The organism is Methylobacterium sp. GC_Met_3, assembly GCF_026540775.1.
Lineage (GTDB): Bacteria > Pseudomonadota > Alphaproteobacteria > Rhizobiales > Beijerinckiaceae > Methylobacterium.
The window spans coordinates 21897-39692 of sequence record NZ_JALNUL010000021.1 but is presented as its reverse complement, the minus strand read 5'-3'; the positions used below and the strand labels follow the sequence as shown (position 1 = coordinate 39692).

Below are 17796 nucleotides of genomic sequence, written 5' to 3'. Positions count from 1 at the left end.
CCGATGAACACGTTTGTACCGACGGATGCGCCCGAGGGATTCGGGCAACGCCGCCCATCCGGGCTGGTCGCGGCCTTCCTGGTCGCGCTGGGGCTGCATGCCCTCGTGCTGGTGGCCGCGATGGTCCTGCGGCTTGCGCCGCCGACGCCACCCGGCGAGCAACAGATCACCGTGGATCTGGCGCCGATCATGACGGAGGCGCCGACGGAGGCGCCGTCCGAGCAGCAGATGAGCCAAGCCGCGCCGCCGGAGACGAAGCCCGTCGACCTGCCGCCCGACGAGGCGGTCCAGCCGCCGCCCCCGACCGAGATGGCCGAAGTAAAGCCGGACGAGACCCCGGTGGTCGAGCCTCCGCCGCAGGCCCAGGCAGTCGAGACGCCGAGCCAGGTGATCACGTCGAATTCGGAGGAGGCCCAGCCGCTTACGCCCCCGCCCGCCGAGATCGCCAAGACCGAGGAGCCGCCGAAGCCCGAGCCCGATCCCGCCAAGCTCAAGGCCGAGCGGGAAGCGAAGCTGCGCAAGGTCCGGGAGGAGAAGCTCCGCGAGCAGAAGCGCGAGGAGGCGCGGCAGGAACGTCTGGAGGAAATTCGCGAAGCCAAGGCGAAGGCCGCGCGGGAGGCCAAAGCCCGTCAGGCGAAGGCTCAGGAGGGCGCCGAAGCGCGCAACTCCGCCTCGGCGTCGCGCCAGAACGCGGCGGGCCGCGCTGCAGCGGGTAGCGATCCGAGCGCCCTGCGCCAATGGACGGGCGCGATCAGCGCGGCGATCCACGGCCGCATGAATGCGGGCGCCGCCAACGGCACCGGAGGTGGAACGGCAGTGGTCCGCTTTACCGTGATGCGCTCGGGCCAAGTCACGGCCGCCGGCCTCGCACGCTCCAGCGGAGTCGGGCAGATCGACAGCGCCGCGCTCTCGGCCGTCCGCGGCAGCCTTCCGGCCGCACCGGCAGGCGTGACGCAGCCGAGCCTGTCCGTCTCCATCCCGCTCAACTTTCGAGTGAGATAAGCCCGGCCTCACAACGCGTGGATAAGAACGCCGGAATCTGGACTGGTGTGAGCTTCCGGTGATCCTGGCGAATATTGTGCGCTGGCATACCCGACGAGCGTTGCAGATTCGCCATCGACCCGACGGGCATGCTAAAGCCACCTTGAACACGCGTCCGTGTGCCTTCGGCGACGGGACACGGGTGTGAAGATTCGGCCTTGCCCCCCCTCCAACAGGCCGGACCTGCCCAGTCGCCGTCCCGCGCAGGTTGCGCAGGGTCGGATACGCTGCGCTGGGGCGAAAGGGACAGGATGAGCGACGAGACCGAGTTCGACCTCGACGAGGAGAATGCAACGCGCGACGCGGAAGCGGAGGCGAAGACGCGAGCCGACAATCGCATCGAGCGGGCCGAACGCGCCGAGCGGATGGCCCGCGAGGGTGCGCAGGCGATGGCGGAGCATCACGCGGCGATCAAAGCTGTGGATGAGAAGACCCTCAAGTTGCGGGCCTTGCGGCTGGCCAAGGAAGAAGCGGACGCTCAGACCAAGGCGGCCGAGAAGGAAGCCAAGGCCGCCGCGAAAGTCGCTGCCAAAGGTGCTGGCAAGGGCGCTGCCAAGAAGGCTGCGCCGAAAAAGACCGCCGCAAAGGGTTAGAGGCCGATGGCCGAAGATCGCAATCGCCGCCGCTTCACCGATCCGCGCGCGGCAGCCGAGGCGGCCTTCAGAGCCGCAACGTCTCCGAAGCCGGAGGCTCCTGCTCCACAGCAGGCGGCACCCCGGACCGTAACGCCGCCCGGTACGCGCGAGGTGGTGAGCCTTCGCCTCGACAGTACGGTGCTCGCCCATTTCCAGAAGGACGGGCCGGGCTGGCAGGACCGCATCAACGCGGCGCTCAAGGCGCTTATTCCCGCCGGTCAGGACTGACGCAGGATTTGAGCTTGGCGTGTTGGCGTCCGCGCCTCACGCGTCGCGGGGGCGCTCACGCAGGATCCGGTTCACCGCGCGATCAAGAGCCGACAGGAAAGCCGACCTGTCGGCCCGCGAGTACGGCTTCGGACCGCCGGTGATCGTTCCGGCCTCGCGCAGGGACTGCATCAGGTCGCGGGTCGCGAGCGCCATGCCGATCGACGACTCGCTGAACGGCTTGCCGGTGAAGGCCAGCACGGTCGCGCCGGCTTTGACGCACCGCGCGGCGAGCGGCACGTCGGCGGTAAGGACGATGCTTCCAGGACCGGCACGCTCGGCGATCCAGTCATCGGCGGCGTCGAGGGCAGAGCCGACCACGACGCGCACGATCCAGGGTTCGTGCGGCAGGTTCAGAATGCTGTTGGCAACCACGTGGACGGTGAGCCCGTAGCGGGCTGCCACCCGGTAGGTCTCGTCCTTGACCGGGCAGGCATCGGCATCGAGGAAGATCGGCGGCCCCGCCGTATCGGCGCTCACGGCCGCGGCACGAGCTTCGACGTGAAGCCCGCTACGATCAGTAGAACCCCGAGGGCGAATTGCCAGCGCTCGATATCGCCGCCCACCGAGATCAGGATGGCGTGTCCGAAAACCAGCAGGCCGAGCAACGGCAAGCCGAAGCGCAGCCCTAGCTTCGCGGTCGTCAGGATAACGGCTCGAGGCGTTTCGATGCGGGGCATCAGCGGGCTGCCGCCACGCGACGGGGTTCCAGATCGGTGACGGGCAGCATATCGCCGTGACCGCGTTCGAGCGTGGCGACCGCGAGCGGCGCGCCGCGACCCCGCAACGCGTGGGCGCCCAGGGAGCGGGCGCGAACGCCATCCGGTAGCCGCGTCAACCGGTCCAGGAGATCCTGCGAGATCAGAATGCCGACCCCGAGCGGACGGCATAGGGCTTCGATCCGCGAGGTGACGTTCACGGCATCGCCGAAATACGCGATCTTGTGCCGATCGACCCCGACTTCGGCCGTGACGACCGAGCCGCCGTGCAGGGCCGCCCGGAGCCGCGGCACCGTTCCGAACCGGGCCGTCCAGGCCGCAGCATCCGCCTCGATCCGGTCGAGGACGTCGAACAGGCACGTCACGCAGCGCGCATCCTTCAGGCCCCGGGCAATCGGCCAGGTGATGATGGCCAGATCCCCGACATAATCATCGACGGAGCCGCCGTTGCGGCGCACAGGCTCGGCCAGCGTCGCGAAGACGGCGCCGAGATATTCCTGGGCCCGGAGATCGCCATGCGCCTCCGCGAAGGCCGTCGAGCCGACTACGTCGAGGAACAGGAACACCCGCTCCTCCGCCACCGGCTTGTGATAGCGGCCGATCATGAAGTTCACGAACACTTCGCCGCCGATCAGGTCGCGCATCCGGATCACGAAGACGAGGAGGCCGGACACGGCCAGGGCATAGGCGAGCACCCGGGCGGTCATGCGCGTGGCCGAGGTGAGGTCGTCGGTCGTCAGCGCAAACGCCCAGACCAGCAGGCCGCCGAGCGCGTTGCCGGCCATGATCATCAGCACGTAGGCGAGTTCGGCCGCAACCACGTAGAGCCAAGCCGGAAACCGGCGGATCCGCGCCTGCAGGCCGGCCAGGATCAGGCCGCGGTCGAAGGCCAGCACCGTCGCGCCCATGCACAGGCCGTAGGTGAATCCCGCGAGCGGGGACGCGCCCGCCGCGAAAATGATGTTGTACAAAAGCCCGGCGCCCGCAGCCGCCAGCAGGATCAGCACCCAGAACATGCGGTGAGCGGGCAGCATCGGCGCAACTCCAGCATGGCCAACCGAGCGACCGCGCACCGGACCGGGTTTCACGGGTTCGACCGTATAGCGCGGGCACGGCGAGACCGCGCAGCATGACAGCAGGCCATGGCCTGAAGTGCACCGCCGCCTTTATGCGCCCTGCCTTGCTCAACAATCCATGATGGCGCGAGTAAGGCGTGGAACGGCAGGGTCGCGACGCCGGTGCCCATCGTTGGGGTCGCTGTCGGAAAAGCGCCGAGACAGGGAAGGGAACGACGCCATGCAGGCCAGGAGCTTCGGTGCAGCCCGCGTCCCGGTCTCGGTGATCGGCCAGGGTACGTGGCACATCGACCGGTCGGACCGCGGCGATGCGATCGCCGCGCTGCGGGCCGGGATCGATGCCGGCATGATCCATATCGACACGGCCGAGATGTACGGCGACGCGGAGGCGATCGTCGCGGAGGCAATCACCGATTGCCGTGAAGAGGTCTTCCTCGTCTCGAAGGTTGTGCCTGGAAACGCGACCCGCCGCGGTGTCGTGCGCGCCTGCGAGGAATCGCTGCGGAAACTGCGGACCGACCGGCTCGACAGCTACCTGCTGCACTGGCCCGGCCAGCACCCTTTGGAGGAAACCATCGCTGGGTTCGAGGACCTGCGCCGGGCCGGGAAAATCCTGTCGTGGGGCGTCAGCAACTTCGACGTCGAGGATCTCGATCGCGCCCTGGCAATTGCGGGGCCGGACCGCATCGCCTGCAACCAAGTCCTCTACCATCTCAATGAGCGGGCGATCGAACACGCCGTTCTGCCCTGGTGCGAGAAGCACGGGGTCGCGATGGTCGGTTACTCGCCCTTCGGCAGCGGCGAGTTCCCGGATCCGGCCAGTGCCGGCGGCCGGGCCCTGGCAGGGATCGCCGAGGCGCATGGTACGACCCCGCACGCGGTCGCCCTCGCCTTCCTGACCCGGATGCCCCTGACCTTCACGATCCCGAAGACCGGGCGCCCGAGCCGCGCGGTGGAGAATGCCGGCGCGGCTGAGCTGCATCTCGGCTCCGCCGAGATCGCCATGATCGATGCGCATTTCCCGCGCGGCCCGCGTCCCCGGATGCTGCCGATGCTCTGAGCACCGACGGTCTGGCCTGTCCCGCCGACGCTTGCGCGCTTAGTCGCCGATGCCGAACAACTTCTCGATGAAGTTGCGATCGTCCTTCGGGGCCCGCCGGGCTGCGGCGGCCGGCCGCGGTGCAGGTGCTTGCGGATCGCCGAAGATCTGGCCGAGAATCCCGCCCGGCGCCTCCTGGCCGGCGCTGGCTACGGAGGCTGTCGTCTCCGGCGCCCTGCGCCAGCGGTTGATATTCGGCAGCGGGACCGGGTTCTGACCCTTCAGCGCCTGGGTCATGTAGCTCTTCCAGACTTCCGCCGGCAGGTTGCCGCCCGTCACCTTCTTGGTCAATTCGCCGTCGTCGTTGCCGAGCCAGATTCCGGTCACGAGGCTGCCCGAGTAGCCGATGAACCACGCATCCCGGTAATCCTGGGTGGTGCCGGTCTTGCCCGCGAGGTCCCAGCCCGGGATATCAGCCTTCTTGGCGGTGCCGCTGACGAAGGTCTCGTGCATCATGGCGTTCATCATGCCGTCGGCATCGGCGCTGATCACCCGGCCGAGCCCGCTCTCGGCGCGCTTGTAGAGCACCTTGCCGTCCAGCCCCTTCACGGCCGTAACCACGTAGGGGATCACGCCGGTGCCGCCATTGGCGAAGGCCCCGTAGGCACCGACCATCTCCAGCAGCGTCACCTCGGAGGTGCCGAGCGCGATCGAACCGTTGGCCTGGAGCGGTGAGGTGATGCCGAGGCGCTGGGCGGTCTGCACCACCGCCTTCGGGCCGACCTCTTGGCCGAGACGCACCGCCACGGTGTTGAGGGAGTGGGCGAGCGCCGTGCGCAGGGTGACCGGTCCTTCGTAACGGTGCGAATAGTTCTCCGGCGCCCAGGTGCCGATGCGGATCGGCGCATCGTCGCGCACCGTGTCGGGGGTGGCGCCGTGCTCGACGGCGGTCAGGTACACGAATGGCTTGAACGAGGAGCCGGGCTGGCGCTTGGCCGTGGTGGCGCGGTTGAACTGGCTTTGCGCGTAATCACGCCCGCCGATCAGCGCGCGGATCGCCCCATCGGGGCGCATCGAGACGAGTGCGCCCTGGCCGACGTTAAAGCGCGCGCCCTTGGCGTTCAGCTCCTCGGTCAGGGTCCGCTCGGCGGTGGCCTGGAGGGTGGTATCGACCGTCGTCTGGACCGTGATGTCGGTTTCGAACTTGCCCACGTAATCGTCGAGCACGTCCATCACGAGGTCGGCGACGTAGTTGGCGGAGCCGCCGCCGCGGGCGTTGGCGGGCTTGGCCGGCTGGGCGAGCGCCACCTTCACGTCCTGCGCGGTCGCGAAGCCGAGATCCTGCATGGCGGCAAGCACCTGCGCGGCGCGGGCCTGCGCGGCCGGCAGGTTGCGGTTCGGGGCGAGCCGCGACGGCGCCTGGACGAGGCCGCCGAGCATGGCGGCCTGGGCGAGCGATACCTCCTTGGCGGGCTTGCCGAAGTAGCGCTGCGCCGCCGCCTCGACGCCGTAGGCGCCGGCGCCGAAATAGACGCGGTTCAGGTAGAGTTCGAGGATCTCGTCCTTCGTGTACTTGTGCTCCAGCCAGAGCGCGAGGATCGCCTCCTGGATCTTGCGCGAGGCGGAGCGCTCGGGCGTCAGGAAGAGGTTCTTGGCGAGCTGTTGGGTGAGCGTCGAGCCGCCCTGCGCGACGCCGCGCCGCGTCACGTTCTGGCCGACCGCCCGCAGGATGCCGACCGGATCGACGCCGAAATGCTGGTAGAAGCGCCGGTCCTCGATCGCCACGAACGCCCGGGGCAGATAGGGCGGCAATTCCTTGATCGAGACCACCCGGCCGCCGGTCTCGCCGCGGTTGGCGAGCAGCGTGCCGTCGCTCGCCAGGATCGCGATATTGGGCGGGCGCTTCGGGACCGCGAGCTGGTCGATCGGCGGAAGCTGGGAGGCATGGTAGGCGATGAGCCCGGCAAGCCCGATGACGGCCCAAAGGCCGAGCACCACCGTGCCGTAGACGATCCGGCCGAGCCACGAACGCCGACGCCGCTTCCGGCCCGCGCTCGCCGAACGTGCCGACGCCTTGGCCGGCTTGCGTGCCGGCCCACTCGCTCGATTCGCCACGCCCTCTCCTGATCCAGAACGATCGTCACGGGACAGGCGCAGGTCGAGGTCGCCGCGATCCCGCGTGCGCCCCTCCGGCACATCGAAGTTCGGCTCAACCCTGCCGCGCCCCTTGCCTGGACCGTTGCCTTGCCCCTTGGCCATGCATCCCGTCTTCGATTGATCCGGACCGGCGCGCCCATCTACGGTGACGCCGCACGGTTGCCGCGCGTCTCAGGCTGCGGCGTCCGCCCCGATACAGGACAGGACGCGGCAGCCGCGCGCCCGCCTTGTCGAATCCGTTTGTGACCGCATCGCGGTGACGCTGGACGAGAAGGCTCGCCAATCCGTTAAGACCGCGTCAACCTCTACGCGCCGGGCGCCGGGTCGGGAGGTTGCCCCACACCCATCACCCGCCGCGCCTCGGCGAGCAGCACCGGGTGGCGGGCCGATTGCGGACCGAAATCCGGCGTCTCCCGGCCGAGCCGAGCGACGCGCGCCAGGAACAGGCGTCGGCGCAGGCCGAAGCGCCGGAGACTCACAAGCAGCGCCTGAAGCACCAGGCGGACGGCTTCGGTACGCTCGCGTTCGAGGACGATCTCGGTCTTCAGGGCCTCCTCGCGCCGAAGCGCGGCCTCGAGTTCGCCGCGGACGACCATTCTGGCCGCCTCGTCCTGGCGCGCGGCCGCCAGCGCGATCCGGCACTCCTGCAAGGCGCTGAGCAGCAGAAGCTCGTGCGCGGGCGAATCTTTCACTCAGTCCTCCCGATGCGTCGCGATCCGGCGCCGACCTATGCGACCCGTCCTCACGCAATCGATATCGTGAGCCGACGCCATAGCGAGCACGGCCGCTGGCCGGAAGCCGCCATCCGGATTAATCGGCCCCGGCATGACGCATCACGGGGGAATCGTGGACGTGAAGATTCGGATTGCCTCGGCCATCGCGGCCGGCTCGCTGGGGATGGGCCTGCTCGCGCTCACGGCGGCCCAAGCCTACCAGCTCGACACGGTGAACCTGATCGCCTGCGCGCAGGAGGGGGGTGTTTGCCAGATGCCCTATCCAACCAACGTCTATTTCGGCGTCCCCGGCCGCACCAACGGTCGGCCGTTCCCGCAGGGCGGTGTGATCGCCTGCAACGCCCAGACCTTCGGGGATCCTGCCCCGGGCCAGCCGAAGAGCTGCTGGTACGCGCCGCGCATCAATGCGGGCGGATCGAACGACCGCCCCCGGGACGAGGGCTATGACCGGCGCCGCGACGATTACCGCGACGATCGCGGCTACGACCGCGATGATGACCGCCCACCGGCGCGGCGTCCTTACGACGAGGATTACGACCGGCCTGCACCGCGACAGTACCGGGACTACCGGGACGATGATTGATCTTGTCCCGATAGCCGCGTCTTCCCGCCATATTCAGCCTGTTAACGGCGATCCGCCATGGTTCCGGACATTCAGGCCCGGTTCGGCGGGCGGGTGCGGCCGAGGGAGTGTCTTATGACGGAGGACCGGCGCGGCACGTTCCGCAGGAACGCCTTCACGTTCGGCTCCTTGCTCCTCGCACACGGCGAGGTCAGTTGCCTGGTCTGGGACGCGACCGAAACGGGCGCTCAGATCGAGGTGGAGAACGATCAGCCGGTACCGGATCGTTTCCCGCTGCGCCTGACCGCTGATGGCGATCCGCGTCCGGTTACGGTCGCGTGGCGGCGAAGCCGGCGGATCGGCATCGCCTTCGAGGGCTGAAGCGGCTCGTCAGGTCGCCTGCAGGGCCGGACGCGCCGACCTGCGGGCCGGCGCCAAGTGGAACCATGCGGGCCGGACGAACAGGATCTTCAGGGGCGTGCCGCGCACGAGCCGTTCCAGAGCGAGCGGCAGCAGAACCGCGGCCACCATCACGATCAGGCTCACGGCACCGATATCCGCGATGATCCCGGTGCGCACGAGGATCTCCCGGGTCGCGGCCATCGGCAGCGAGAATGCGAGGTAGATGACGATCGAGCGCCGGCCGCAGGCGCGGATCGCTTCCGCCACGGGGCCGCCCGCCCAGCCGATCAGGGCGGCCGCCACCACGATCGCCAAGGCTCCGGCGGCGCCGAGGGCGAGGCTCACCAGGGGCAGGCTCGCCAGCGTCGGATGGGCGGGATCGCTCGCGGGTGTCATGGCCAACCAGGCCTCCAGGGCGGCCCAGATGGCAAGTCCGCCGAGCGCCGGCCCGACATGGCGCCGTGCCGTATCGGCCAGGGTGAAGATCCGGTCGGCGAACAGGTATCCGGCGACGAAGTAGACGTAACGTGCGCAGAACTCCTCGATCAACGTCGAGTCGCTGCGGATATCGGCGATCTGCAACAGCGCGGCCGCAGCCAGCAACACGCCGCCCGGCAGGCGGCGCAGCACCTTGGTGACCACCGAGAACACAGCCAGCAGGTAGATGAACCACAGGCTGGAATAGGGCTCGATCAGGGCGTGCGCGAAATGGGCCGCGAAGTCCGCGGGGCCGCCATCGCCGACGATCTTTCCGTACCGGGCCGCCGACTGGATCACCAGCCACAGCAGGTAGAAATAGGCGAAGTGGACCACCCGCCGGTCGGAGAACAGGCGCCAGTCGCGGTCGATCACCCGCCCCATGAACAGGCCCGACAGCAGGAAGAAGTCCGGGATCCGGAACGGTTTCGCGAAGGCGACCACCGGGTGGAGGAATCCCTCCCCGCCCATGGCGTCGCCGGTGCCCGTCACGGCATGCATCATCACGACCAGGAGGATGCAGATCCCCTTGGCGATATCGACCCAGGCCAGTCGATCCCGTGCGTCTGCTGCTCCGGCCATCATCGCATCCCCGATACAGGGATGATCCTGGACCCCATGTGGTTGACGGCAAGATTCGAGGCACAATCGATCTGCCGACGTAGCCAAGACTTCGTAAATATTCGCCGCTCAGATCTTGCGGCGCGAGGTCCGCCGGTCGCGGGTCATGCGCGTGGCGGCATGAAAATCGTCGGGCTTGCCGCGGACCCAGGCGAGAAACCGGGCGATCTCCGGATCGGTACGCAGCGCATCGACCTCGGCGAGCCGGTTGGCGATCTCTGCTTCGCTGTAGCGGGCGTGGATCGCCGAGTGGCAGATCTGGTGCAGCCGGACGGTGCCACGATGGGTTCCACCCTTCAGCTTGGGCGTCAGATGGTGGAGGCTGGAGCGGGCGCGCGGTGGGATCGGCCTCTCGCAGAGCGGGCAGACCGGATCGACCCGCGCGGCGTCGCCCGGCTGCGCGGGATCATCGGCATTCCAGCGCCGGGACCGCCGTCCGACCACGCACGCCCTCCTTCATCCGCCCACTACCCCGCCGTCTCGGCCGCCGCGCAGCCCCCGCCGACACGCGCGCCGAACGTAGCTTCTGCCTCGCGATCCCGGAGGCCCAGGATGGAGACGTGATCGCCCGGTACCAGCTCGATCCGCGCCCGGGGTCCGGCCGCGGCAGCGAGCGCCAAAGCAAGCTTGGCCGGCACCACCGGATCGTCGCGGCCCTGGACGATCAGGACCGGCGCCGTCCCGGAACGGATGCGCAGATCCGAGCGGTAGGTGTCGCGCAGGAGCCAGGATGGTGCCAGCGGGGCATGCAGCCGCACCGTGTGGGTCATCGAGTCGAACGGCGCCTCAAGGTAGAGCCCGATCGCGGAATAACGCTCGGCGACCGCGACCGCGATGGCTGCCCCGAGGGAATGGCCGTGCAGCAGGATCGGCGCACCCGGCGCCCGCGCCGCCGCCTCCGCCACGGCGGCCAGACCGTCGCGGATCAGGCCGTCTTCGCTGGGATGGCCGGTCGAACCCGGATAACCGCGATAGGCCGGGGTCAGCAGGCCCCAGCCGCCCGCCCGCCAGGGGTCTGCAGAGAAGCGCGCTGCATGCGGTTCCGGGCGACCACCGTTGCCGTGAAAGCTGACCACGATGCCGCAACCTGGCCGCGGCGCGCGCCAAAGAGCGTGCAGGGTTTCCCTGTCGCTGGTGGCGATCGTGATCGGCGCGACCTCCGGCGGCACCGGCGCGAGGGGCGGTGGATGATAGGCGCCCGGATAGAGAAAGCGGCGTTGCCCAAGGGCGAGCGCGGCAAGCGCCAAGCCGGAGAGCAGCAGTACGGTAAGCACGAGAGCGGCGAGAAGGCGCATTCGAAACGGCGGTGAGCAGCGTTTGGCGTGAGTGCCCTCCCCTAGGCCCGCCCGGGTCGCCCTTGCAATCGGGGCCGCTTGGAACGCTGCCAGACCATCCGGAGCGGATGTCGTTCGGACGTTTTATGCAGCATTGACAAAGGCACCGGCAACCGTGAGTCTTGAATCGTTCCGAGGGGAGCCCCGCAGGGGGCTGAGATTGGGCATCCGGCCCTGACCCTTGAACCTGATCCGGCTCATACCGGCGGAGGGACGGGAACCTGCGGCTGCGCGCCTCGCGGCCGGCTCTCTCATCTCACCCATCGCGTGGACCGGACCGCTCCGAAGCGAGGAGAGGCCCACGATGAACGCACCCGTTCGCCCCAAGGACGTGACAGGCAACCCCGAGGCCGTGACCACCGGTCCGGTCACCGGATCGCGCAAGGTCTATGCGAGCCCGGCCGGCCGCTCGGACATCCGTGTGCCCTATCGTGAGATCGCCCTCTCCGACCCGAAGGAAGCACCGGTGCGGGTCTACGACCCGTCGGGCCCCTACACAGAAACCGACGTACGCATTGACCTCAGCGCCGGCCTGACCGGCGTGCGCGAGCCCTGGATCGCGGCCCGCGGCTACGCGGCGGTCGAGCCCCGGGCGGTCAAGCCGGAGGATAACGGTTTTGCCGGCGACAAGCTCGTGGCCCCCTGCCCCGCCGAGCGGACCATCCGCAAGGCGGCGCCCGGCCAAAAGGTGACGCAGTACGAGTTCGCCCGCGCCGGAATCATCACCGAGGAAATGATCTACGTCGCCCACCGCGAGAACGCCTGCCGCGAGCAGATGCTGGAGGGCGCTGAGGCCACGCTCGCCGACGGCCAGAGCTTCGGCGCTTCGGTGCCGCCCTTCATCACCCCCGAATTCGTCCGCGACGAGATCGCCCGGGGCCGCGCGATCATCCCGGCCAACATCAACCACACCGAATTGGAGCCGATGGCGATCGGCCGGAATTTCCTGGTCAAGATCAACGCCAATATCGGCAACTCGGCTGTGACCTCGTCGGCCGCCGAAGAGGTCGAGAAGCTGGTCTGGTCGATCCGCTGGGGCGCCGACACGGTCATGGACCTGTCGACCGGGCGCAACATCCACAACATCCGCTCGTGGATCATCCGGAACAGCCCGGTTCCGATCGGCACGGTGCCGATCTACCAGGCACTGGAGAAGGTCGGCGGCGATCCGCTCAAGCTCGACTGGGAGGTGTTCAAGGACACCCTGATCGAGCAGGCCGAGCAGGGCATCGACTACTTCACCATCCATGCCGGCGTGCGCCTCGCCCACGTGCCGCTGACCGCCCGACGCGTCACCGGCATCGTCTCGCGCGGTGGCTCGATCATGGCCCGCTGGTGCCTCGCCGGGCACCGCGAATCGTTCCTCTACGAGCGGTTCGACGAGATCTGCGACATCATGCGGGCCTACGACGTGTCGTTTTCGCTGGGCGATGGATTGCGCCCCGGCTCGATCGCCGACGCCAACGATGCCGCGCAGTTCGGCGAGCTCGAGACCCTGGGCGAACTGACCAAGGTCGCCTGGGACAAGGGCTGCCAAGTGATGATCGAGGGCCCCGGCCACGTGCCGATGCACAAGATCAAGGTCAACATGGAGAAGCAGCTGAGGGAGTGCGGCGAGGCGCCGTTCTATACCCTCGGCCCGCTGACCACCGACATCGCCCCCGGTTACGACCACATCACCTCCGGCATCGGCGCCGCGATGATCGGCTGGTTCGGCACCGCGATGCTCTGCTACGTCACCCCGAAGGAGCATCTCGGCCTGCCCGACCGGGACGACGTGAAGACCGGCGTGATCACCTACAAGATCGCTGCCCACGCCGCCGACCTCGCCAAGGGCCACCCGGCCGCGCAGCTGCGCGACGATGCGCTGAGCCGCGCCCGGTTCGACTTCCGCTGGGAGGACCAGTTCAACCTGGGCCTCGATCCGGATACGGCCCGCCGCTACCACGACGAGACCCTGCCCAAGGACGCCCACAAGGTCGCGCATTTTTGCTCGATGTGCGGGCCGAAATTCTGCTCGATGAAGATCACGCAGGACCTGCGCGCCGAGGTGCTGGCGATGGAGGAGGCCGGCGAGGTCGTGGGTGCGGCGCCCGTGATGACCAAGGCCGAGGCCGAAGCCGGCATGAAGGCGAAGTCGCAGGAATTCCTGGCCGAAGGCGGGAACCTCTACGTCGACGCCGCCGAGTGAGGCGACGGCACGCCCGGTCCGTTCAGGATGCGGGCGTGCCACAGGCAGCGATCGGATCGTCGCCGGAGGGAGCCTGGATCTCGATGACGGATCCCGGGCCGGCACCGTAGCCGTCGTGCAAAGCCGCGAGCATCAGATCCGCCGCGATGGTGACATCCGGCGGGTCCCCGATTTCGACCTCGCGGGCGAAGTTCTTGCGCGGGCTCGCCTGGACATAGCCGAGCGCGTTCAGAGCCGCGCGCTCGGCCGGGTCGAGCCGCAGCCGCCCTTCGCCGGTTGGACCGTAGGCGCCGGACGAGGCCTCGCAGAACATCCGTGTGTCGCGATCGTGGTAGATGCACTGCACGTAGCGCTGAGGCGCGCCGCGCAACGCGACGATGATGAAGCGGTCCCGCGACTCTTCGACCAGGCCACGCTGATGCATGATCTCGAGGCGCTCCGCGATCGCGCACCAATGCCGCGCGATGAAACGGGCCCGGGATGCCGCCGTACTGCCCAAGTCCGCCGCGGCGAGTGGCGACGTCACCGTGATCACCAGAACGGCGCAGACCCAGCGCATCCAGATTTCCTTCCGCGGGCACTTGCGGGTGGGACGCTGCGGCCCCTGCATCAGCCGAAATGACCACGAATTTGTGTCGGTGCGGTAACGGAATGTTCAGTGCATGCCGGATCACCGCTTGGCGGCCGGTGGATGACCAGCCAGCGTTAAGGAACGCTTAGGCTGCGTGGCAGCTGAATCCTCCGATCACAGGACAGCAGGAGATCAGCCATGGAGATCCGCCCGCTCGCGGCCCCGCCGGGACCGCAGGGCCTCGATGCCCTCGGCGCCACGGCCGCCCCTGCGGAGACGCAGCAGCCGTCCGAGCCGCCTGTGAGCGCCAAGACGTTGGAGCCTGCGGTGAAACTCGACATCACCACGACGAACGGCAAGGCGCGATACATCAAGGATCTCGATACCAGCGCCATCGTCTTCCAGGTGGTGGACACCACGTCCGGCACCGTGATCGATCAGCTGCCCAGCGAGACCGCATTGCGGAACCGCGCCTACGATTCCGCCCGCGAGACGCAAAAACAATCAGCCGGTAGCGTATCGCGGGTCGCCTGATTCCCAGGACCGCACGCGGCGGATGATCCGTTTGACGCCGTCGCGGTCCGGCTGCTAGATCATGCCCAAGCATGAACGCTTCGGGTTCGGGCTGAGCGGTTGCTCCGCTTTTGCCGCCCCAGACGCCGTTTATGTGGGCGGGCGTAGTTCAGTGGTAGAACGTCAGCTTCCCAAGCTGAATATGCGGGTTCGATTCCCGCCGCCCGCTCCATTATCCCACAAGGACTTAGCCTGTGGATGACCGCCCCAGGGGGCGCGTGATACAACATTGATACAACAAATGCCCCTGGGACCGCACCGGTCGGGGTGGATCAGATGTCCTTGAAGGCGTCGCGATCCTCGGGCGGCATGGCCATCATCTCAAGATACGGCTTGAGGCCATCCCAGCACCACTCGGGATTCCCGTTGAGATAAGCCTGGGCATGGCCGGCGATGAAACTGTAGTGCCAGCTACCGGTGTCGATATGCTGATGGTCGCCCCGAACCGACGTTGCCGTCAGCGGGACGCAGCCAGCCGCATCGCGGATCGCCTGGCTCGAAGGGTGGTGCCCCGTGAGCTCGACGAGCGTGGCGAAATGCTGCCGCTCGCCCGGGAGGCGGACGAACCAGGCCGTCAGGCTAAGTTTCAAAAACAGTTCGCGGGCTGCATCCGTCAGGTCCGACTCGTGGAACCAGCGGTCACATTCGAGGTCCAAATTGCTGCGAGTGATCAGCGTCTCGCAGGCGTGCCCGAAGAACTTCCGCTTACGCCATGAAGGCGTGGGCGGTCGGCGGATGGTTGGCATGGGTGCACTCCTGGTTAGGTGCACCGTAGCCGTGACGGGTTACAGGGCGCCTAAGCCCGGCCTGCCATGACGTCGGCCAGGAAGGCGGCCATCTCGACCTCCAGGGCCTCCATCATCGCGAGGTCGGTCTCGGTCACCTCGTCACCGCCCGAGACGTGGCGCATGATCAGGCCGCTGTAGCTCCGGGCGCCGGCCATGAAGGCGCGCTTCATCTCGCGCTTCTGGATGTCCGGCGTGTCCTGGAGCTGCACGCCGCGGCGAAGGAATCCCAGTCGTTGGCGAGCATGCGGGGCGTGTCGGTCATGCGGTCACCTCGGGCTGTTGTTCGGCGGATAGCCCGGCCTTCAGTAACAGCCAGCGGTACCGCTCCTCGGAAAGGACGACATGGCCTGGGCCGATTTCGCGGTCCCCGATCCGACCTATGACCCCCTCGGTCAAATGGGCGCCGAAGGAATCTGTGGGCTCGCTCGGACCGGCGCGCTGCCCGTCACGCCACGCGAGATATGCCTCGGGGCCGTCGAACAGATCGGTCCAATGAGAGTGGACGAAGTCGCCATTAAAGGGTTCGCCGGCGTCGCATCGGGTTACCCCGATACCGGTCATGTCGATCAGGCCGTCCTCGCCGAACGCATGCTGGTACCCGGCGGACTTGAGGAGTTTCCGGATCTCGTCGTAGGCGGCGCCGGGAAGTTCGAGCTCAGCAACGGTGTGAGTTTGCGTCCGGGTCATGGTTCCTCCTCGTTAGTTGAATATGTGAACCCAGGTCGCCGGGTGAATTCGGTAATTCCCAAGCCACCCTTGTTTCTCGTGGTCGTGCGCGGACCGAACATCTCCTGGTAAGCATGCGTCACGAGGGATTCCCGCAGCGGGTCGGGGCCCGCAGGTGTCATGACGACCTTGGCCTTGCCTCGAAACCGTTCGGGTATCTCGGGCAGCGCTTTTGCCGTGTCGAAGCTATCGACCTCATCGTAGATGACGACCCGGCCCATGGCGCGTTCAGTCCGGATTCGCTCAGCCCGCACCTCGTCTTCGATGGACCATCCGTCGGTGGGTATCTCGCGGGGGTTCATGGATGCCTGGCCCGCCACGCCGATACCATTTCGGCCAGCCGGTGGTTGGCCGCGCACCAAGGCGTCGACCTCATCCTCGACGCGGAACTTGAAGCTGAGCCGGTCACGCTCCTCAGGAGGCGTCACGGCATCGGAGCCGACCGCCTCGTTCTCCGTTCGGCGGAAGGTCTGCTGCGGGGTCGGTGGGATGTGGGCCGCGGTGTGGAACCCGTCGTCGCGACACGAGCGCAGCACTCCGCCGAAGAAGCTCAGTGTGAACCGACTTCCTGTGCGGCGAAGAAGGTTAACTTGGCTAATTCCGAGAGTGAAGGAGATGATGGCCCGTGAAGGATAGCCATTGAGGCTATGCACCTCGACAATGCCATCCTCGTCGCGAGCAGCATCCTTGTAAGTCCGGGCAATGGCCTCGGCTTCAGCCTTGGGAACGCCGCCACGTGGGGTGATGAGCACTGCGCCCCGGCCGTCCGGATAGACGATGCCGGCTTCCCAAGGGGCCGAGAGGTCCTCAGTCGAACGCTTCTGATCCATGGTCCCGTCTCCTCGAATCGGAGGATACGGAGCGACCAGGAGAGGCAGCAGCACGCCTACATGCGGGGCGAGTAGCCTTCGGCCTCATCCTCCGCGAGCAGGTCGTCGAGCGTCGGCCGGCCCGCGTTAAAGGTCGTCAAACGAAGATCGAGCCCGACGCCGTTCAGCAGGCGAAGGACGTTTGAGATCGACATGTCGGGCGCGTACCCAAGCTCCAGGGCGATCAGGCGCGTCCTGGATACGCTGGCCATCTCGGCGACTGCGGCCTGCGTCAGACCTGACACCCGGCGCGCTTCCTTAACGCGGGCCCCGAGCTCGACGAGATCGATCTGACTCATGGATGCGACATGCCCCGCCAAAACGACCTGGATGTCCCGTCTGCGCGACACCACGGCTACGCTAGGCCCCGCCTCGGCAAGGCACCATGCGGCCGCCGTTAACCATGTTTTCGGGTTCGCCGTGCTACCGCGTACGGCATGGAGATCATCCTCGAATACATGCTGCCGGACGTGTGGCCGGCGCCGGCCGGGTGGACCGTCGTCGGGCGCGTGGGCAACCGCGCGTTGGCCTACGACGTAGCCCGCAAGCCGCACCTGATCGGCGACGGCGAGCCCGAGGCGCTAGACGTCGGACAGGTCAATGCGGCCCTGGCACCTGCCGTAGACGCCGTGGCGAGCGCCCTGTGGCCAGGCGGCTGGACGCATGCGCTCCCCCTGGCTTTCGGCCTCAACCGGCGCACGTGCCAGCCTGATCGGATCGCCAAGAATGGGCTGGGCCCGGCGATCCTGCGGGCCCTGGCAATGTCGGGTGCATTCCCCGACGCCGAAGGTATGGGCTGGGTCCTGTCGGCCCTGGCCCGCTACGCCGACGAGTACGGCGAGCACGTCGGAGTGGCCCAGGACCTGGATGATGCCGAGCGTGCGGCCGCCAACGCGATAGCGGTCCTAAGGGCCGTGAGACGGGAAAAACCGCTGAGACCTGTGCAGGAAGACTGAGCGCAACGTTCCGTTAGGACCTGCCGACGTATAAGGGGCACTTCCGCTCAAGGGACGG

General features: G+C 67.8%; 23 protein-coding genes, 1 tRNA gene and 1 riboswitch. Of the genes, 10 read left to right on the top strand and 14 right to left on the bottom strand.

All coding sequences use genetic code 11. The features are described 5' to 3' along the window. Positions 1-3 precede the first annotated feature (3 nt). From OXS27_RS21010 to OXS27_RS21000, 3 genes are all read left to right on the top strand, one after another. Positions 4-1002, top strand: a complete 999-nt coding sequence (locus tag OXS27_RS21010) for a TonB family protein (RefSeq protein WP_267358531.1) — start codon at positions 4-6, stop codon at positions 1000-1002. Between the two features lie 290 nt (positions 1003-1292). Beyond that, on the top strand, positions 1293-1634 hold the full coding sequence (locus tag OXS27_RS21005) for a hypothetical protein (RefSeq protein WP_243924942.1): 342 nt from the start codon (positions 1293-1295) through the stop codon (positions 1632-1634). Between the two features lie 6 nt (positions 1635-1640). After that, on the top strand, positions 1641-1904 hold the full coding sequence (locus OXS27_RS21000) for a BrnA antitoxin family protein (RefSeq protein WP_243924943.1): 264 nt from the start codon (positions 1641-1643) through the stop codon (positions 1902-1904). A gap of 36 nt (positions 1905-1940) precedes the next feature. On the opposite strand, the gene OXS27_RS20995 is transcribed toward OXS27_RS21000, so the two are convergent. Genes OXS27_RS20995 through OXS27_RS20985 form a run of 3 tightly spaced genes read right to left on the bottom strand, consistent with a single transcriptional unit; the run spans position 1941 to position 3696 of the window. Beyond that, positions 1941-2423 carry a YaiI/YqxD family protein gene (locus OXS27_RS20995; RefSeq protein WP_267358530.1) on the bottom strand — a complete coding sequence of 161 codons (483 nt, stop codon included), beginning with the start codon at positions 2421-2423 and terminating at the stop codon, positions 1941-1943. After that, a complete protein-coding gene (locus tag OXS27_RS20990) occupies positions 2420-2623 on the bottom strand; it encodes a hypothetical protein (RefSeq protein ID WP_267358529.1) in 204 nt (67 codons plus the stop codon). The genes OXS27_RS20995 and OXS27_RS20990 overlap by 4 nt, the downstream gene beginning before the upstream one ends. Beyond that, positions 2623-3696, bottom strand: coding sequence for an adenylate/guanylate cyclase domain-containing protein (locus tag OXS27_RS20985; protein ID WP_243924946.1), 1074 nt, complete (start codon positions 3694-3696; stop codon positions 2623-2625). The genes OXS27_RS20990 and OXS27_RS20985 overlap by 1 nt, the downstream gene beginning before the upstream one ends. Positions 3697-3958: 262 nt before the next feature. On the opposite strand from OXS27_RS20985, the gene OXS27_RS20980 reads away from it, so the two are divergent. Further along, positions 3959-4798 carry an aldo/keto reductase gene (locus OXS27_RS20980; protein WP_267358528.1) on the top strand — a complete coding sequence of 280 codons (840 nt, stop codon included), beginning with the start codon at positions 3959-3961 and terminating at the stop codon, positions 4796-4798. A 39-nt stretch (positions 4799-4837) separates the two neighbouring features. On the opposite strand, the gene OXS27_RS20975 is transcribed toward OXS27_RS20980, so the two are convergent. Beyond that, positions 4838-7036, bottom strand: coding sequence for a transglycosylase domain-containing protein (locus tag OXS27_RS20975; RefSeq protein ID WP_267358527.1), 2199 nt, complete (start codon positions 7034-7036; stop codon positions 4838-4840). A gap of 203 nt (positions 7037-7239) precedes the next feature. Further along, positions 7240-7626 carry an ATP-dependent helicase gene (locus OXS27_RS20970; protein WP_243924949.1) on the bottom strand — a complete coding sequence of 129 codons (387 nt, stop codon included), beginning with the start codon at positions 7624-7626 and terminating at the stop codon, positions 7240-7242. 160 nt (positions 7627-7786) lie between these two features. Between OXS27_RS20970 and OXS27_RS20965 the strand changes: the two genes are divergently transcribed. After that, the gene (locus tag OXS27_RS20965) at positions 7787-8251 is read left to right on the top strand and encodes a hypothetical protein (RefSeq protein ID WP_267358526.1); all 465 of its coding nucleotides are present in this window, start codon (positions 7787-7789) and stop codon (positions 8249-8251) included. 114 nt (positions 8252-8365) lie between these two features. After that, a complete protein-coding gene (locus OXS27_RS20960; RefSeq protein WP_243924951.1) occupies positions 8366-8611 on the top strand; it encodes a pilus assembly protein PilZ in 246 nt (81 codons plus the stop codon). 9 nt (positions 8612-8620) lie between these two features. Here the strand turns inward: OXS27_RS20960 and OXS27_RS20955 are convergent, their stop codons facing one another. The 3 genes from OXS27_RS20955 to OXS27_RS20945 all read right to left on the bottom strand — a co-directional run bounded on the left by OXS27_RS20955 (position 8621) and on the right by OXS27_RS20945 (position 11025). Beyond that, a complete protein-coding gene (locus tag OXS27_RS20955) occupies positions 8621-9691 on the bottom strand; it encodes an acyltransferase family protein (protein ID WP_267358525.1) in 1071 nt (356 codons plus the stop codon). 108 nt (positions 9692-9799) lie between these two features. Beyond that, positions 9800-10174: a restriction endonuclease gene (locus OXS27_RS20950; RefSeq protein WP_267358524.1), complete on the bottom strand. Its 375-nt coding sequence runs from the start codon at positions 10172-10174 to the stop codon at positions 9800-9802. A 23-nt stretch (positions 10175-10197) separates the two neighbouring features. Continuing rightward, complete coding sequence (locus OXS27_RS20945; RefSeq protein WP_267358523.1) at positions 10198-11025, bottom strand: alpha/beta hydrolase; 828 nt, start codon at positions 11023-11025, stop codon at positions 10198-10200. A gap of 164 nt (positions 11026-11189) precedes the next feature. Further along, positions 11190-11295: riboswitch (TPP riboswitch) on the top strand. A gap of 73 nt (positions 11296-11368) precedes the next feature. Here OXS27_RS20945 and thiC point away from each other — a divergent pair. Beyond that, on the top strand, positions 11369-13255 hold the full coding sequence (thiC, locus tag OXS27_RS20940; RefSeq protein WP_267358522.1) for a phosphomethylpyrimidine synthase ThiC: 1887 nt from the start codon (positions 11369-11371) through the stop codon (positions 13253-13255). A gap of 22 nt (positions 13256-13277) precedes the next feature. Here the strand turns inward: thiC and OXS27_RS20935 are convergent, their stop codons facing one another. Further along, positions 13278-13814 carry a hypothetical protein gene (locus OXS27_RS20935; protein ID WP_267358521.1) on the bottom strand — a complete coding sequence of 179 codons (537 nt, stop codon included), beginning with the start codon at positions 13812-13814 and terminating at the stop codon, positions 13278-13280. 210 nt (positions 13815-14024) lie between these two features. On the opposite strand from OXS27_RS20935, the gene OXS27_RS20930 reads away from it, so the two are divergent. Both OXS27_RS20930 and OXS27_RS20925 read left to right on the top strand, forming a co-directional pair. Further along, complete coding sequence (locus OXS27_RS20930; protein ID WP_267358520.1) at positions 14025-14360, top strand: flagellar protein FlaG; 336 nt, start codon at positions 14025-14027, stop codon at positions 14358-14360. A 137-nt stretch (positions 14361-14497) separates the two neighbouring features. Beyond that, positions 14498-14571, top strand: a tRNA-Gly gene (locus OXS27_RS20925). Between the two features lie 100 nt (positions 14572-14671). On the opposite strand, the gene OXS27_RS20920 is transcribed toward OXS27_RS20925, so the two are convergent. Genes OXS27_RS20920 through OXS27_RS20900 form a run of 5 tightly spaced genes read right to left on the bottom strand, consistent with a single transcriptional unit; the run spans position 14672 to position 17081 of the window. Beyond that, positions 14672-15145, bottom strand: a complete 474-nt coding sequence (locus tag OXS27_RS20920; protein WP_267358519.1) for a hypothetical protein — start codon at positions 15143-15145, stop codon at positions 14672-14674. A 50-nt stretch (positions 15146-15195) separates the two neighbouring features. Then, entirely contained in the window at positions 15196-15396 is a 201-nt protein-coding gene (locus OXS27_RS20915; RefSeq protein WP_267358518.1) for a hypothetical protein, read from the bottom strand. A 49-nt stretch (positions 15397-15445) separates the two neighbouring features. After that, positions 15446-15874, bottom strand: a complete 429-nt coding sequence (locus tag OXS27_RS20910; protein ID WP_267358517.1) for a hypothetical protein — start codon at positions 15872-15874, stop codon at positions 15446-15448. Further along, complete coding sequence (locus OXS27_RS20905; protein WP_267358516.1) at positions 15871-16743, bottom strand: hypothetical protein; 873 nt, start codon at positions 16741-16743, stop codon at positions 15871-15873. The genes OXS27_RS20910 and OXS27_RS20905 overlap by 4 nt, the downstream gene beginning before the upstream one ends. 56 nt (positions 16744-16799) lie before the next feature. Beyond that, positions 16800-17081, bottom strand: coding sequence for a helix-turn-helix transcriptional regulator (locus OXS27_RS20900; RefSeq protein ID WP_267358515.1), 282 nt, complete (start codon positions 17079-17081; stop codon positions 16800-16802). A 138-nt stretch (positions 17082-17219) separates the two neighbouring features. Between OXS27_RS20900 and OXS27_RS20895 the strand changes: the two genes are divergently transcribed. Further along, positions 17220-17738, top strand: a complete 519-nt coding sequence (locus OXS27_RS20895) for a hypothetical protein (protein WP_267358514.1) — start codon at positions 17220-17222, stop codon at positions 17736-17738. Positions 17739-17796: the final 58 nt, after the last annotated feature.